This window comes from Saccharothrix sp. NRRL B-16314 (assembly GCF_000716595.1).
Lineage (GTDB): Bacteria > Actinomycetota > Actinomycetes > Mycobacteriales > Pseudonocardiaceae > Actinosynnema.
Genome location: NZ_JNXC01000039.1, coordinates 15,132 through 29,599 on the forward strand (window position 1 = coordinate 15,132; position 14,468 = coordinate 29,599).

The 14,468-nt window shown below is 70.6% G+C and carries 13 protein-coding genes; 6 read left to right on the forward strand and 7 right to left on the reverse strand.

The features are described from left to right. Window positions 1-5 precede the first annotated feature (5 nt). From OQ02_RS34965 to OQ02_RS34985, 5 genes are all read left to right on the forward strand, one after another. Window positions 6-551, forward strand: coding sequence for a (2Fe-2S)-binding protein (locus tag OQ02_RS34965; RefSeq protein ID WP_033442957.1), 546 nt, complete (start codon window positions 6-8; stop codon window positions 549-551). Beyond that, window positions 548-3,013, forward strand: a complete 2,466-nt coding sequence (locus OQ02_RS34970) for a xanthine dehydrogenase family protein molybdopterin-binding subunit (RefSeq protein WP_033442958.1) — start codon at window positions 548-550, stop codon at window positions 3,011-3,013. The genes OQ02_RS34965 and OQ02_RS34970 overlap by 4 nt, the downstream gene beginning before the upstream one ends. Further along, entirely contained in the window at window positions 3,010-3,864 is an 855-nt protein-coding gene (locus OQ02_RS34975) for an FAD binding domain-containing protein (RefSeq protein WP_033442959.1), read from the forward strand. The genes OQ02_RS34970 and OQ02_RS34975 overlap by 4 nt, the downstream gene beginning before the upstream one ends. Next, entirely contained in the window at window positions 3,861-4,496 is a 636-nt protein-coding gene (locus OQ02_RS34980) for an SRPBCC family protein (protein WP_033442960.1), read from the forward strand. The genes OQ02_RS34975 and OQ02_RS34980 overlap by 4 nt, the downstream gene beginning before the upstream one ends. Window positions 4,497-4,570: 74 nt before the next feature. Next, window positions 4,571-5,593 (forward strand): CapA family protein, encoded by a 1,023-nt coding sequence (locus tag OQ02_RS34985; protein ID WP_231500356.1) that lies wholly within the window; start codon window positions 4,571-4,573, stop codon window positions 5,591-5,593. A gap of 85 nt (window positions 5,594-5,678) precedes the next feature. On the opposite strand, the gene OQ02_RS34990 is transcribed toward OQ02_RS34985, so the two are convergent. From OQ02_RS34990 to OQ02_RS35015, 6 genes are all read right to left on the reverse strand, one after another. Beyond that, window positions 5,679-6,635, reverse strand: coding sequence for an o-succinylbenzoate synthase (locus OQ02_RS34990; protein ID WP_033442962.1), 957 nt, complete (start codon window positions 6,633-6,635; stop codon window positions 5,679-5,681). Between the two features lie 24 nt (window positions 6,636-6,659). Then, window positions 6,660-8,411 (reverse strand): flavin monoamine oxidase family protein, encoded by a 1,752-nt coding sequence (locus OQ02_RS34995; protein WP_156077501.1) that lies wholly within the window; start codon window positions 8,409-8,411, stop codon window positions 6,660-6,662. 59 nt (window positions 8,412-8,470) lie between these two features. Beyond that, complete coding sequence (locus OQ02_RS35000; protein WP_331281569.1) at window positions 8,471-10,396, reverse strand: thiamine pyrophosphate-binding protein; 1,926 nt, start codon at window positions 10,394-10,396, stop codon at window positions 8,471-8,473. 221 nt (window positions 10,397-10,617) lie between these two features. Then, window positions 10,618-11,220: a hypothetical protein gene (locus tag OQ02_RS35005; RefSeq protein WP_156077502.1), complete on the reverse strand. Its 603-nt coding sequence runs from the start codon at window positions 11,218-11,220 to the stop codon at window positions 10,618-10,620. A 42-nt stretch (window positions 11,221-11,262) separates the two neighbouring features. Beyond that, a complete protein-coding gene (locus OQ02_RS35010; RefSeq protein WP_033442998.1) occupies window positions 11,263-11,481 on the reverse strand; it encodes a DUF397 domain-containing protein in 219 nt (72 codons plus the stop codon). A gap of 5 nt (window positions 11,482-11,486) precedes the next feature. After that, window positions 11,487-12,356, reverse strand: a complete 870-nt coding sequence (locus OQ02_RS35015; RefSeq protein ID WP_033442999.1) for a Scr1 family TA system antitoxin-like transcriptional regulator — start codon at window positions 12,354-12,356, stop codon at window positions 11,487-11,489. 141 nt (window positions 12,357-12,497) lie between these two features. Between OQ02_RS35015 and OQ02_RS35020 the strand changes: the two genes are divergently transcribed. Next, complete coding sequence (locus tag OQ02_RS35020) at window positions 12,498-12,749, forward strand: hypothetical protein (protein ID WP_033442964.1); 252 nt, start codon at window positions 12,498-12,500, stop codon at window positions 12,747-12,749. On the opposite strand, the gene OQ02_RS35025 is transcribed toward OQ02_RS35020, so the two are convergent. Then, on the reverse strand, window positions 12,742-14,403 hold the full coding sequence (locus OQ02_RS35025) for a DNA repair helicase XPB (RefSeq protein WP_033442965.1): 1,662 nt from the start codon (window positions 14,401-14,403) through the stop codon (window positions 12,742-12,744). The genes OQ02_RS35020 and OQ02_RS35025 overlap by 8 nt on opposite strands. Window positions 14,404-14,468: the final 65 nt, after the last annotated feature.

Sequence of the window (14,468 nt, forward strand, 5' to 3'; positions counted from 1 at the left end):
GGTCAATGAGGATCACCGTCACGGTCGACGGAGTCGACTACAGCGACGAGGTCGAACCCCGCACGTTGCTGGTCCACCACCTGCGCGAACGACTCGGCAAGACCGGCACCGTCGTCGGCTGCGACACCAGCAACTGCGGCGCGTGCACGGTCCACCTCGACGGCCACAGCGTGAAGTCGTGCGCCGTGCTCGCGGTGCAGGCCGACGGCCGCGAGGTCACCACTGTCGAAGGGCTGGCCCGCGAGGGTCGGCTGCACCCCGTCCAGCAGGCGTTCCACCGCAATCACGCGCTCCAGTGCGGGTTCTGCACCCCCGGCATGATCATGCAGGCGATCGACCTGCTCGCGGACAACCCCGATCCCGACGAGGACGAGGTGCGGCACGGCCTGGAGGGCAACCTCTGCCGCTGCACCGGCTACCAGAACATCGTCCGCGCGGTGCGCGACGCGGCGCGGCAGATGCGCCCCGGCGCCGGCCCCGACGCCGAGCGGGTGGACGAGGCGAAGCTCGTCGGCCGCACCCCGACGCACACGGGCGGTGGTGGGGAATGACCGCCACCGCCGAACCGGAGGCCTCCGACCGGGAGGTGGGCAAGGCCAGGCTGCGCAAGGAGGACGCGCGCCTGATCACCGGCGCCACCCGCTGGACCGACAACATGCAGCTCACCGGGATGCTGCACATGGCGTTGCTGCGCAGCCCCGTCGCGCACGCCCGGATCACCGCGATCGACGTCACCGAGGCCGTGAAGATGCCCGGCGTGCTCATGGTCCTCACCGGCCAGGACGTGGCCGCCGAACAGGGCAGCCTGCCGTGCGCGTGGCCGATCACCGAGGACATGCTGGCGCCGCCCGCGCCGTCGCTGGCCGTGGACCGGGTGAACTTCGCCGGTGAGGCGGTCGCGCTGGTCGTCGCCCGCAGCGCGGCCGAGGCGCACGACGCGCTGGCCGCGATCGACGTCGACTACGACGACCTGCCGGTCGTGCTCGACATGGAACGCGCCGTCGCCGACGACGCCGACCTCGTGCACCCCGACCTGGGCTCGAACAAGAGCGCCACCTGGATCTTCGACTCCGCCGAGGCCGGCACCGGCGCCGACGTCGACCAGGCCCTCGCGGACTCCGAAGTGGTGGTGGAGCGGACGTTCCGGCAGCAGCGGCTGATCCCGGCGTTCATGGAACCCCGCTCGGTCGTGGTCGACCCGTCACCCGACTCGGTGACCATGTGGTCCGCCACCCAGGTGCCGCACATCCTGCGCTGGATGCTGTCCGCCGTGCTCGGCATCCCCGAGCAGCAGATCCGGGTCATCGCGCCCGACGTCGGCGGCGGCTTCGGCGGCAAGCTCCAGGTCACGCCGGAAGAAGTGCTGACGCTGGTCGTCGCCCGCCGGCTCGGCAAACCCGTCAAGTGGACCGAGACCCGCACCGAGTCGATGCTGTCCGCGCACCACGGCCGCGACCAGCTCCAGCGCATCACCGTCGGCGCGAGCCGCGACGGCAAAGTCACCGGCCTGAAGGTGGATTTGCTCGCCGACATGGGCGCCTACCTGCGGCTCGTCACGCCGGGCGTGCCGATCCTCGGCGCGTTCATGTTCAACGCGATCTACAAGTTCCCCGCCTACCGGTTCACCTGCACCAACGTGTTCACGAACAAGGTGCCGACCGACGCGTACCGGGGCGCGGGGCGGCCGGAGGCGACGTTCGCCATCGAGCGGATCATGGACGAGCTGGCCGCCGAACTCGGCCTCGACCCGATGGACCTGCGCGAGCGGAACTGGATCAAGCACGACGAGTTCCCGTTCACCACGGTCGCCGGCCTCACCTACGACTCCGGCCACTACGAGGCCGCCACCGACCGGGCGAAGGAGCTGTTCGGCTACGACGCGCTGCGCCGCGAGCAGTCCGAGCGCCGCGCCAACGGCGACCCGGTGCAGCTCGGCATCGGCATCTCCACCTACACCGAGATGTGCGGGCTCGCACCGTCGCGCGTGCTCGGCGCCCTGCGGTACGCGGCGGGCGGCTGGGAGCACGCGGCGCTCCGGATGCTGCCCACCGGCAAGGTCGAGCTGATCACCGGCACCTCGCCGCACGGCCAGGGCCACGTGACGGCGTGGAGCCAGATCGTCGCCGACCGGCTCGGCGTGCCGTTCGAGGACGTCGAGGTGCTGCACGGCGACACGCGCGTCTCGCACCGGGGCATGGACAGCTACGGCTCGCGGTCGCTGGCCGTCGGCGGCGTGGCCGTCGTGCTGGCCGCGGACAAGGTGCTGGCCAAGGCCCGCACGGTCGCCGCGCACCTGATGGAAGCGGGGGAGGGCGACGTCGAGTTCGCCGCCGGCAAGTTCACCGTCCGCGGCACGTCCACCGCCCTGTCCCTCGGTGACGTCGTGGTCGCCGCCCACGTCGCGCACAACCTGCCCGACGGGATGGAACCCGGCCTGGACGCCGAGGCCACGTTCGACCCGGACAACTTTTCCTACCCGCACGGCACCCACCTGTGCGCCACCGAGGTCGACACGCGGACCGGCGCGGTGAAGATCCGCTCCTACGTGTGCGTGGACGACGTCGGCAAGGTCGTCAACCCGATGATCGTCGAAGGCCAGGTCCACGGCGGACTCGCGCAGGGCATCGCCCAGGCCCTGTACGAGGAAGCGGTGCACGACGAGTACGGCACCCTCACCACCGCCACCCTCGCCGACTACCTGCTGCCGTCCGCGGTGGACCTGCCGCACTTCACCACCGACCGCACCGAGACACCCGCGCTGAGCAACCCGCTCGGCGTGAAGGGCGTCGGCGAGGCGGGCACCATCGCGTCCACCCCCGCCGTGGTCAACTCGATCGTGGACGCCCTGCGGCACATGGGCGTGGACGACGTGGAGATGCCGTGCACCCCGATGCGGGTGTGGAAGGCCATCAACCGCCGTGGTGACGCGGTGCCGACGACACCCGGCGCGGGCGGCGGCCTCGGCTCTGTCAACGTCGACGATCAGGCGCACGCGCGAGGAGGTGCGGAATGATCCCGGCCGCGTTCGACTACGTCGCGCCCACCACCGTGGACGAGGCGGTGCGCGCCCTCGCCGCCGGCGGTGAGGACGCCAAGGTGATGGCCGGCGGGCAGAGCCTCATCCCGGTGCTGCGGATGCGGCTGGCCGCGCCGACCCTGGTGGTCGACCTGTCCGGGCTGACCGAGCTGACCGGCGTGCACGACGACGGCGACTCGCTCCGCATCGGCGCCATGACCACGCACTACGAGGTGCAGCGCGACCCGCTGGTGCGCGAGCACGCCGGGCTGCTGCGCCTGGCCACGGACACCGTCGCCGACCCGCAGGTCCGGCACCGGGGCACGTTCGGCGGATCGCTGGCCCACGCCGACCCGGCCGGCGACCTGCTCGCGCCCGCGTTGGCGCTCGACGCGGTGATGGTGTGCGCCGGGCCGTCCGGGACGCGGGAAGTGCCGGCGGCGGAGTTCTTCGTCGACTACTTCACCACCGCACTGGCCCCCGACGAACTGCTCACCCACGTGAAGGTGCCCAAGCTGACCGGCTGGGGCGCGCACTACGAGAAGTTCAACCGGGTCGCCCAGGCGTGGTCGATCGTGGCGGTCGCGGCGGCGGTGCGGGTGTCCGGCGGCCGGATCACCGCGGCCCGCGTCGGCCTGACCAACATGGCGTCCACGCCCGTGCGGGCCCGTGCGGTGGAAGAAGCCCTGGTCGGGCAGGAGGCGACGGCCGAGGCGATCACCGCCGCCGCCACCCGTGCGGCCGAGGGCGCCGACCCTCCCACCGACAACAACGCCGACGCCGAGTACCGGTCGCACCTGGCCCGGGTGCTCACCGAACGCGCCGTGACGGCCGCGGTGAGCGCATGAGGCTCGAGCACCGGTTCACCGTTCCCGCGCCCGTGCCGGACGTGTGGGCGGCGCTGCTCGACCCGGAGAAGGTGGCGCCCTGCATGCCGGGCGCCACCCTCACCGGGGTGGACGGGCCGAAGTTCACCGGCACGGTCAAGGTCAAGCTCGGGCCGGTCACGCTGCTGTACAAGGGGACCGGCGAGTTCACGTCCGTCGACGAGCGGGTGCACGCCGCCGTGCTGAAGGCGTCCGGGAAGGACACCAGGGGCAACGGCACCGCGTCCGCCACCGTGTCCGTGGCGCTGACCTCGGCCGACGGTTCGGGCACCGAGGTGAACGTCGTCACCGACATGAACATCACCGGTCGGCCGGCCCAACTCGGCCGCGGTCTGATCAGCGAGGTCAGCGGTCGGATCATCGGAGAGTTCGCGGAATGCCTGGCGACGCGGCTCGCGCCGGCGGAAGCTGAGGAGGTGACCCCCGCCGAGACCGCCACGCCCGCCCGGCCCAGGCTGCACGCCGTGCCGGACGAGCCGATCGACCTGCTCGACACCGCCGGCCTGCCCGTGCTCAAGCGGGTGCTGCCGGTCGCGGTCGGGCTGCTGGTGCTGGTGCTGATCGTCCGCGGACTCCGCGGACGGCACCGCTGAACGGGCGCGGCGGGCGACCGGTCCTCGGGCTGGTCGCCTGCCTGTCCGTGCTGGCGGCGTGCACGGGGTCGCCGGTGGTGATCACCACGGCCCGCGCGCCCGCGGCGACCACCTCGTCGGCGGTCCCCGAGCCGCCGTCGTTCACGCTGGCCGCCGGCGGCGACATCCTGGTCCACCCGGCGCTGACCGAACAGGCGGACCGCGACGGCGCCCGCGACTTCGTGCCGTTGTTGGAGGGACTGCGCGAGGCGATCGACGCCGACGTGTCCATCTGCCACCTGGAGACGCCGCTGTCCGCGCCCGGCGAGCCGACCTACGGGTACCCGGCGTTCAGCGCGCCGCCCGAGGTGGCCCGCGCGTTGAAGGCGATCGGCTACGACAGCTGCTCCACCGCGTCCAACCACAGCCTCGACCGGGGCGCGCCCGCGATCAGGACGACGCTGGACGTGATGGACGAGGCCGGGTTGAAGCACACCGGTTCGTTCCGCTCACCGGAGGAGTCCGCCACGCCGCTGCTGCTGGACGTGGGCGGCGTGAAGGTCGGGCACATCGCGTTCACGTACGGCTTCAACGGCATCCCGCTGCCGAAGCCGTGGATGGCGAACCAGCTGTCGACGGAAGGTGTGCTGGCGGCGGCGCGGGCGGCTCGGGAGGCCGGTGCGGAGGTCGTCGTGGCGAGCCTGCACTGGGGCAACGAGTACCAGCACGAGGCGACGCCGCAGCAGCGGGAGATGGCGCGGGCCGTGCTCGCCGACCCCGCCGTCGATCTGATCATCGGCACGCACGTGCACGCCGTGCAGCCGATCGAGCAGGTCAACGGCAAGTGGGTCGTGTACGGCATGGGCAACGAGGTGGCCCGCCACTCCGAGCCGCGCGGCATCACGGAGGAAGGCATCATCACCCGCTTCAAGTTCGTCAAGGGGCCGGGCGGCTGGGCCGTCCAGGAGGCGTCCTACATCCCGACCCTGGTCGAGCTGGGCCCCCCGATCCGCGTGGTCGACCTGACCCGGGTACCCGCCAACCCCCGCCGAACCGAAGCCCTGACCCGCACGGACGGCATCGTCCACAGCCTCGGCTCCCCCATCACCCACCCCTGACCTCGCGTGAGTCCTACGTTCAGAACGCGTGAGTCCTACGTTCACGTCCGGTGAGTCCTACGTTCAGGACCCCCGAGTTCAACGCTCAGGACGTGCGACCTGCGTGTTCGAGCACGCCCCGGACGCGGTCCAGGCGGGTGAGCCAGCGGGTGGTGGTCTCGTCGTCCGCCGCGAAGTCCGCGTAACGGTCGGGCGTCGGGGCGTGCGCGGGAACGGGGAGCCAGCCGTCGACCGGGGTCAGCGAAGCACCCGCCACGTCACCGTCCAGCAACGCCAAAGTCCCCAACCCGCAGGCGAAGTCCAACTCCGGCAACGCCCCCGCCAACGCCAGGCCGGCCGCCATCCCCACCGACGTCTCCACCGCCGACGACACCACGCACGGCAGCCCGCACGCCTCCGCCACGGCCAACGCCCGCCGCACCCCGCCCAACGGCGCCACCTTGATCACGGCCACGTCCGCCGCACCGGCCACCGCCACCCGCAACGGGTCCTCCGCCCGCCGGATCGACTCGTCCGCCGCGATCCGCACGTCCACCCGCCGCCGCACCGCCGCCAACTCCTCGATCGACCGGCACGGCTGCTCCACGTACTCCAACCCGCCCGCCGCCCGCTCCAACGCGCGGATGGCCACCACAGCCTCGTCCACGTCCCAAGCCATGTTCGCGTCCACCCGGATCGCCCCCGACGGACCGAGGGCGTCCCGCACCGCCGCGACCCGCTCCAAATCCGACCCGAGCACCGACCCCGGGTCGGCCACCTTCACCTTCGCCGTCGAACACCCCGAAGCCGCCACGATCGCGTGCGCCCGCTCCGCCGACACCACCGGAACCGTGCAGTTGACCGGGATCCGGGACCGGACCGGCGCGGGCCACCCGTCCTCGGCCGACTCGCGCGCGCAAGCCAGCCACGGCGCGGACTCGGCGTCCGAGTAGTCCTCGAACGCGCAGAACTCACCCCACCCCGCCGACCCCTCCAGCAACACCCCCTGACGAACGGTGATGCCGCGGAACCGGTTGCGCATCGGGATCGAGTAGACCAGCACCGACCGATCGTAGAGCGGCCCCGATCAGGGACGCATGGCGCGTGAGTCCGGCACCCGGTGCACGACGGGCGGCTCCCGGCGTTCCGGGTCGGTCATCAGGTCCACCACGTACTCCGCGGACATCAGCGCGCCTTCCTGCCACCCCGGCAACGGCGACACCTGGTCACCGACGACGTAGAACAGGCCCTGGTCCGGCGAGAGCATCGTGCTGTACGCGACGGCCGCGTCCGGGTCGGCGGGGTTCCAGTGCACGGACACCCCGGCCTGGTACGGCACCTGGTGCCACGCGATGGACAGCCCGTTGGGCAGGACGACGGTCTTGTCCGCGAACTCGGGGTGCAGCCGGGCCGCCGACTCGCGCGCGACCTCCAACCGGTCCGGCGGCGCCATGTCGCCGAGCTTGATCGCGTCCGCGTCGAAGTTGTACGCGCCGGTCATCGTGCCCTTGCCGGTGAAGTAGTCGTTCGACGGGTACCAGACCTGGTTGATGATGTCGTTCGTCCAGCTGATGCCGCCGTAGATCTGGTACTCGTCGTTCTCCCAGAACCGCTTGTCGGCCTGCCACCCCACCTTGCACGACGGGTCGAACTGCACGAAGCCGATCGCCTTCAGGTAGTTCGACGAGAACCCCGTCTTCCGGATGCCGGCGAGCACCGGGACCGGGATGTTGCTGACGACGTGCTGCACCTCGGCGGACGCGGTCTGGCCCACTTCCTTCCACGTCACCCGCACGCGGTCGTCCAGGATGTCGATGGCGGTGACCGGGGCGTTGTAGGTGATCACGCCGTCGGGCAGCTCGGCGACCAGCGCGTCGACGATCTTGTCCATGCCGCCGACCGGCTGGAACATCGTGCCCTGCCAGAGGAAGTCGACGGGGTTGTAGAACTGGTGGTCCCAGAACCCGGCGTCGATCAGCTCGGCGAGCGGCGCCGGCGGTGGCGGCTCGGGGAAGATGTCCACGGCCAGCGGCTTGCGGTAGCCCGAGCGGGTCGAGCCGGTGTACGCGTAGTTGTGGCCGCGGTCCAGGTCGCCGAACTTGACCAGCAGTTCCAGCAGGCGCTTCTGCTGGCCCGCGTCGAGCAGGGAGAGTTCGTTGGCGAGCTTGCCCTTCCGGATCGCTTGGTGGAGCAGCGCGGCGACGTGGCCGCGGGTGTCGTTGGCCACGCCCCGGTTGGTCTGCGCGACGCTGTCGAAGCCGCCCGCCCACCGGTTCGCGGTGCTCTCCATGATGTACGGCTCCAGCGCCACCCCCGTCCGCGTGCAGAACTCGATCACCCGCCGGTGGTGGTAGGGGATCCGGCCGGGGCCGAGGTTGAGGTACAGGCCCTTGTCGAACGTGCACTCCTGCTCGGTCGACCCGCCGCCCTTCAGCACCTCGACCACCTTGGTGCCGTTGCGGGCGGTGAAGTTCCGCCCGCCCGGCCGGCCCAGTGCCTCCAGCACCTTCACGTCGTAGCCCTCGTCCAGGAGCTGCGCGGCGGCGCTCAGGCCACCGACCCCCGCGCCGAGGACGAGCACCGTCTCGCCGTTGCGGACCTTCCGCGGCGTGTTCCGCCGCCGCAGGGGCGCCGCTTCGACCGGCGCGGCACCCGTCATGGACTGGAGCAGCGCGGACGACGCCGTCACCGCACCCAGCGCGCTGAGGAACCGGCGACGTGACGGACCCGCAGCCACGGGCTCAACGGGCTCAACGGGTCCGATGGGCGTGGCGTCCGGTGCGGAGGTGACGGCCTCGCCTGGTGTCGGGTCCTCGGACGGCTTGTCGGTGGTGGACACGGTCGGATCTCCTCGCTGCGGTGCCGGAACGGCGGTGGGGAGGGGGAGAGCCGGTCGGGTCAGGCCGGGCCGATCCAGTCGAACGGGTCCTCGTCGCCGCCACGCTCCGCGTAGAGGACGTCGATGCGGGGCATCTCCTCCGGCTCCGGTTCCGTCATCACCTCCAGCACGTACGGCACGCCTTCGCCCCGCACGACCCGCAGCGCCTCCCGCAGCTCACCCGCGAGCGCCGACCGCAGGGACACCCGCGCGCCCCGCTCCACCCCGAACGACTGCGCCATCCGCACGAAGTCCAGCTCCGGCGGCGGTTCGATCCGCAGGTAGTCGGCGGGCCCCGAGGGCTTCCAGCCGTACGTCGCCTCGATCACCTCCATCCCCTTGATCAACGTCTGGTAGCGGTGGTTGTTGGTGATGATGTAGAGGATCGGCATCTCGAACTTCGCCGCCGTCCACCACGAGTGCGGGTAGAACAGCGCCGACCCGTCACCCACGATGTTGACCACCGTGGCGGCGTCGTCGAGCGCGAGGTGGATGCCGAGGGCGGCCGGCATGGAGAACCCGAGCGACCCGCCCTGCGCCTCGAAGTAGTCGGTCGGCGCGTCGAAGCGGACGTACTGCTGCAACGCGGCCGAGTCCGAGACCGCCTCGTTGACCAGCACCATCCGGCCGATCGCCGCACCGTCCTGCGCGCCGCGACCCCGTTGCAGATCGCGCAGCGCGCGGGCGATGTCCGAGCCGTGGATCACGTCGTCGGCCCGCTCGGCCCGACGCCCGTACTCCTCGAAACGCCGCGTCCGGGTGTCCGCCAGCCGCTTGAGCTCTTCCCCGCGCTTCCGGGCGCGGTCCTCGTCGAACGCCTTGTGTCGGGTGATCTTCTCCAGGATCCGCGGCAGCGTCACCTTGATGTCGCCGAGCACGGCCGCTTCGCCGTAGTGGTTCTTCCCGATCTGCCACGGGTCGTTGTGCAGGTACAGCTGCCGGACGCCCTTGGGAATGAGCGGCCCGGTGGCCCAGTCGAACACCACGAGCTGCGCCTGCGCGTTGAACCCGCAGAAGAACGCGACGTCGTGCATGCCGAGCTTGGCCCGCATCCCCTCCTGCGTGCCGGGCAATTCACCCTGCCATTCCGCCCGGTCGTTGGGGTAGTTCATGTAACTGCTCAGCTGTTCGGTGTAGACCGGCGCGCCGAGCTTCTTCGCGAGTTTCTCCACCTCGTCCCACGCGTGCGCCGCGCCGACGCCGTCACCCGCGACGATCACCGGAGAAGTGGCGCCCGCGAGGATTTCCGCCAGCTTCGCCACTTCGGCCATGTCGCCCAGGAAACCCCGCCCGATCCTGGTGAACCGGCCGTCGCCGCCGTCGGTCGGCTGGACGGGCCGGATCAGGAACTCCCACGGGATCGACAGGAACACCGGACCCGTCGGCGGGGCCATCGCGACCTTCAGCGCCCGCTGCATGGCCATCGCCAGTTCGTTCGGCCCACGCACCTCGTACGACCACTTCGTGTACTGCTCGGCCACCTTGACCAGGTCGGATGCCAGCAGTGGTTCCTGAAGGAGCAGGTTGCTGTGCTGCTGGCCGCAGAGCACCACGAGCGGGATGTGCGACTTCGCCGCGTTGAACAGGTTGCCCAGCGCGTGGCCGACGCCCGGCGTGACGTGCAGCTCCACGACGCCGGGGACGTCCTTGGCGCGGGCGTACCCCATGGCCGCGCCGAGCGCGATGTTCTCGTGCAGGCAGGGCACGTACGTGATGTTGTTCGCGGGCACGTCGGTGCCGTCGATGAGCGGGATCTCGTTCGTGCCGGGAACGCCGAAGATACGATCGATTTTCGCATTCCGCAGATACCGGAAAATCACATCCCGACCCAGCGTCAGCCCTGAGCCGGCGTCCCGGACGGTCTGCACGGGCACCGCTCCATCGGGTGCCGCGCCGTCGGGTGTTCGGGCTTCCTGGACGGATAGCGGTTGTTCGAGTTGCGTCACGACGGATACCTTTCACATCGGGTGCTCCCTTTGTGGAAGGTATCCGGGAAATGCGTCGACGTAAGTAGCGTCCCCCGCAGGTCGCGCGCGACCACTCGGTGGTGGAAATGGGATCGCACTGGGTGTCCGGAAACCGGTGACGCGTCCGCCGGAGTCCACGACAGGCCAGTGAACAGGCCCCCACGAGGTGACGGGCGGTGCGATCCCTGCCGGTGCGATCCCTACCGCAGTGGGTCCAGGGAGGCGACGCGGCGCAGCGCGCTGTCCGTGAGGTCGGGGTCGGACTCCTCGGCCACGATCCGCAACGCGTCTTCGAGCTGGTCCAGCCGCCGGTCCAGTTCGGCCAGCTCACGGGTCGTCTCGGCGATCGCGGCGGCCAGGCCGGGCCGGTTCTCGGTGCGCTGCAACGCGTCCCGCACCACCAGGCTGTCCCGCAACGCCACCAGTGCCTGCCACAGCAGCGATTCCACCCGGGCGACCCGCCGCGCTTCCAGGCCGCGCACCGCGTCGAAGTGCGCGCACAGCCGGCCGGCACGGCGACGTTGGACCGGATCGGTGAACTGCCCGCAGTGCACGACGTCCCGCGCGACGCCCGCCGACACGACGTCCCACTCGGCCAGCCGGACCGGCAGGACGGCGATCAACGCCAGGACGAGCAACGGGACGCAGGCCAGCCCGGCAGACCACCACAACGTCGGCGCCATCACCGCCAACACCGCGGAGAGCACCACCGCGACGACGGCGAGAGGCCGGAGCCGGTCCCGTCTGGCACGGCGGGTGGCGGCACGTCGAGCAGGCCCCACCTCGGCTTCCGGTCGCCACATCCACCAACGGGGTAACGGCACCACCTGGTTCATGTCCACCAATCAGCGGGTCGCGAGGAACGCCCTGAACGCTTTGGGGGAGAAGGAAAGCACAGGGCTCGCGTCGCCCAACTTCGAGTCCCGCACACCGACCGCCGTGGGGGTGGAACCGACCTCGACGCAGCCGTTCGCGGACTGGCTGTAGGACGACTTGCGCCAGCCGATCTCGACGCAGCCGTTCGCAGCCTGGCTGTAAGACGACTTGCGCCACTGGTACCTCATGTCGATCACAAGTCCTTCATAGTCCTCTTGACCCAACCGGGGAAGTCTTCCGGCTTGTCCGCGCGGACCTTCAAGCGGGTCAACACATCGCGGTAGGCCGACACCTGCGCGGGCTCTTCGAAGTAGACGCCCCTGATTCGCGTCTCGGAGTACACGCAGCCGGGATCGTGCGCGACCTCCGTGGGGAAGGTCAGCACGATGAAGGCTCCCTCGGTTCCAGTGTGCGCGCCGGCAGAGGCCGGCAGTACCTGCATTTCGACGTTCGGGTCCTCGCGCCGCTCCACCAAGTGGGCCAACTGCGCCCGCAGAACAGCCGGCCCACCGACCTGGAGCCGGAGCGCGGCCTCCGAGATCACCGCCCACACCTGCGGCGAGTCCTCCTGGTCGAGCACTTCCTCCTGACGGGCGATCCGAAGCTCCACCCGCCGCGCCACCTCGGTGTTCGACAGGCTGGGGTCACCGTCGCGGATGATGGCGCGGGCGTAGTCGGGTGTCTGGAACAGGCCGGGGATCACGATGGCGTCCCAGCTCTCGATCTTCACCGCCGACGACTCCAAGCCCAGGAAGAGCTTGAAGTACTCGGGCACGGTCGACTCGTCGAACCCGATCCACCAGTCGCGGCCCTTCTTGGCGCGCATCCGCAGTTCGAGGAAGAACTCCGACCGCTCCGGCACGCCGTACAGCTCCAGCAACCGCTCCAGCTCCAGCGGCTTGGGCAGCGACCGGGCGGTCTCGATGTGGCCGATGTTCTGGATGCTGCCCTTGATCGCCTTCGCCGCGTCGTCCCGGCTCAGGCCACTGTCCTCGCGGAGCTTGCGCAGCTCGAAGGCGACCCAGCGCTTGAGGACGGTCGGGCTGGTGGAGGAGGCGACCACGGCGAAACCTTTCACTCCGTCGAGCGATCCCGCTTGGGGTGCGCTCGCTTGTAGTGTGCTCGAAACTGACTACCCAGTTATAGGCAAGCCAGTTATAGGCAAGCAAGGTACTGCAACCGGCGTCGCGGAAAGAGGTTTCAGGTGTTCACGAATGGTGGAATCGCGGTCGACTCGTTGGTCCGGATCGAGAAGGGCTGCACGATCGACTCCGACGTGGTGGGCGACGAAGCCCAGTTCACCTTCGGCGGCCGGCGGGGCGGTGAGCTGAGCCTGGTCGTCACCGAGGACGGGCTGGAGCAGGTGGTCGAGCACTTCCAGCGAGCGCTCGACCAGTTCCGGGCCAACCCCACCCCGTCCGCGGCACCGGACGGCGGGTCGGCCGGCGTCAGCTGATGTCGGGCAGCTTCGGGCCGAGCAGGTCGTCCGCGTCCACGATCTTGTACGCGTACCCCTGCTCGGCGAGGAACCGCTGCCGGTGCGCCGCGTAGTCCGTGTCCAGCGTGTCCCGCGACACCACCGAGTAGAAGTGCGCCTGCCGCCCGTCACCCTTGGGCCGCAACAACCTGCCCAGCCGCTGCGCTTCCTCCTGGCGCGACCCGAACGTCCCCGACACCTGGACGGCCACCGACGCCTCGGGCAGGTCGATGGAGAAGTTCGCCACCTTCGACACCACCAACGTCCGCAGCTCGCCGCGCCGGAACCGGTCGAACAGGGCCTCGCGCTCCTTGTTCTTGGTCGACCCCTGGATGATCGGCGCGTCCAGCGCCTCGCCCAGCGACTCCAACTGGTCCAGGTACGCCCCGATCACCAACGTCGGCTCGTCCGGGTGCCGGTCCAGGATGGCCCGCACCACGGGCAGCTTCGTCCGCGCCGTGGAGCACAGCTTGTACCGCTCCTCCGGCTCGGCGGTCGCGTACTCCAGCCGTTCGTTGTCGGTGAGCGTCACCCGCACCTCGGTGCACTCGGCGGGCGCGATCCAGCCCTGCGCCTCGATGTCACGCCACGGCACGTCGTACCGCTTCGGCCCGATCAGCGAGAACACGTCGCCTTCCTGGCCGTCCTCGCGCACGAGCGTCGCGGTCAGCCCCAGCCGACGCCGTGACTGGAGGTCGGCGGTCATCCGGAAGACCGGCGCGGGCAGCAGGTGCACCTCGTCGTAGACGATCAGGCCCCAGTCCCGCGAGTCGAACAGCTCCAGGTGCTTGTACTCGCCCTTCGACTTGCGGGTGATCACCTGGTACGTCGCGATGGTGACCGGCCGGATCTCCTTGCGCTCGCCCGAGTACTCGCCGACCTCTTCCTCGGTCAACGTGGTCCGCGCGACCAGCTCGCGCTTCCACTGCCGTCCGGCGACGGTGTTCGTCACCAGGATCAACGTGGTCGCGCCGGCCTCGGCCATGGCCGCCGCGCCGACCAGCGTCTTGCCCGCGCCGCACGGCAGCACGACCACGCCCGAACCGCCCGCCCAGAACGCCCGCGCGGCCAGCCGCTGGTAGTCGCGCAGCTGCCAGCCGTCCTCGACCAGGTCGATGGGGTGGGCCTCGCCGTCGACGTACCCGGCCAGGTCCTCGGCCGGCCACCCGATCTTGAGCAGCAGCTGCTTGAGCCGGCCGCGTTCGCTCGGGTGCACGACCACGGTGTCGGGGTCGACCCGCGCGCCGAGCATCGGCTTGACCTTCTTGTGCCGGAGCACCTCCTCCAGCACCGCGCGGTCCAGGGAGTTGAGGACCAGGCCGTGGGCGGGGTGGTTGGCCAGCTGGAGCCGGCCGAACCGGCCCATCGTGTCGACCACGTCCACCAGCAGCGGCTGCGGCACGGGGTAGCGGGAGAACCGGACCAGCGCGTCGACCACCTGCTCGGCGTCGTGGCCCGCCGCGCGCGCGTTCCACAGCGCCAGCGGTGTGACCCGGTAGGTGTGGATGTGCTCGGGGGCGCGTTCGAGCTCGGCGAACGGCGCGATCGCGGTGCGCGCGTCGTCCGACAGCGGGTGCTCGACCTCCAGCAGCAGGGTCTTGTCCGACTGGACGATCAGTGGGCCGTCGGTCACTGGTGCGCACTCCTGTCGCTTGGCGTTCCTCCAGTGTGCATACGGGGTGCAAGTCGGAAGCCGAA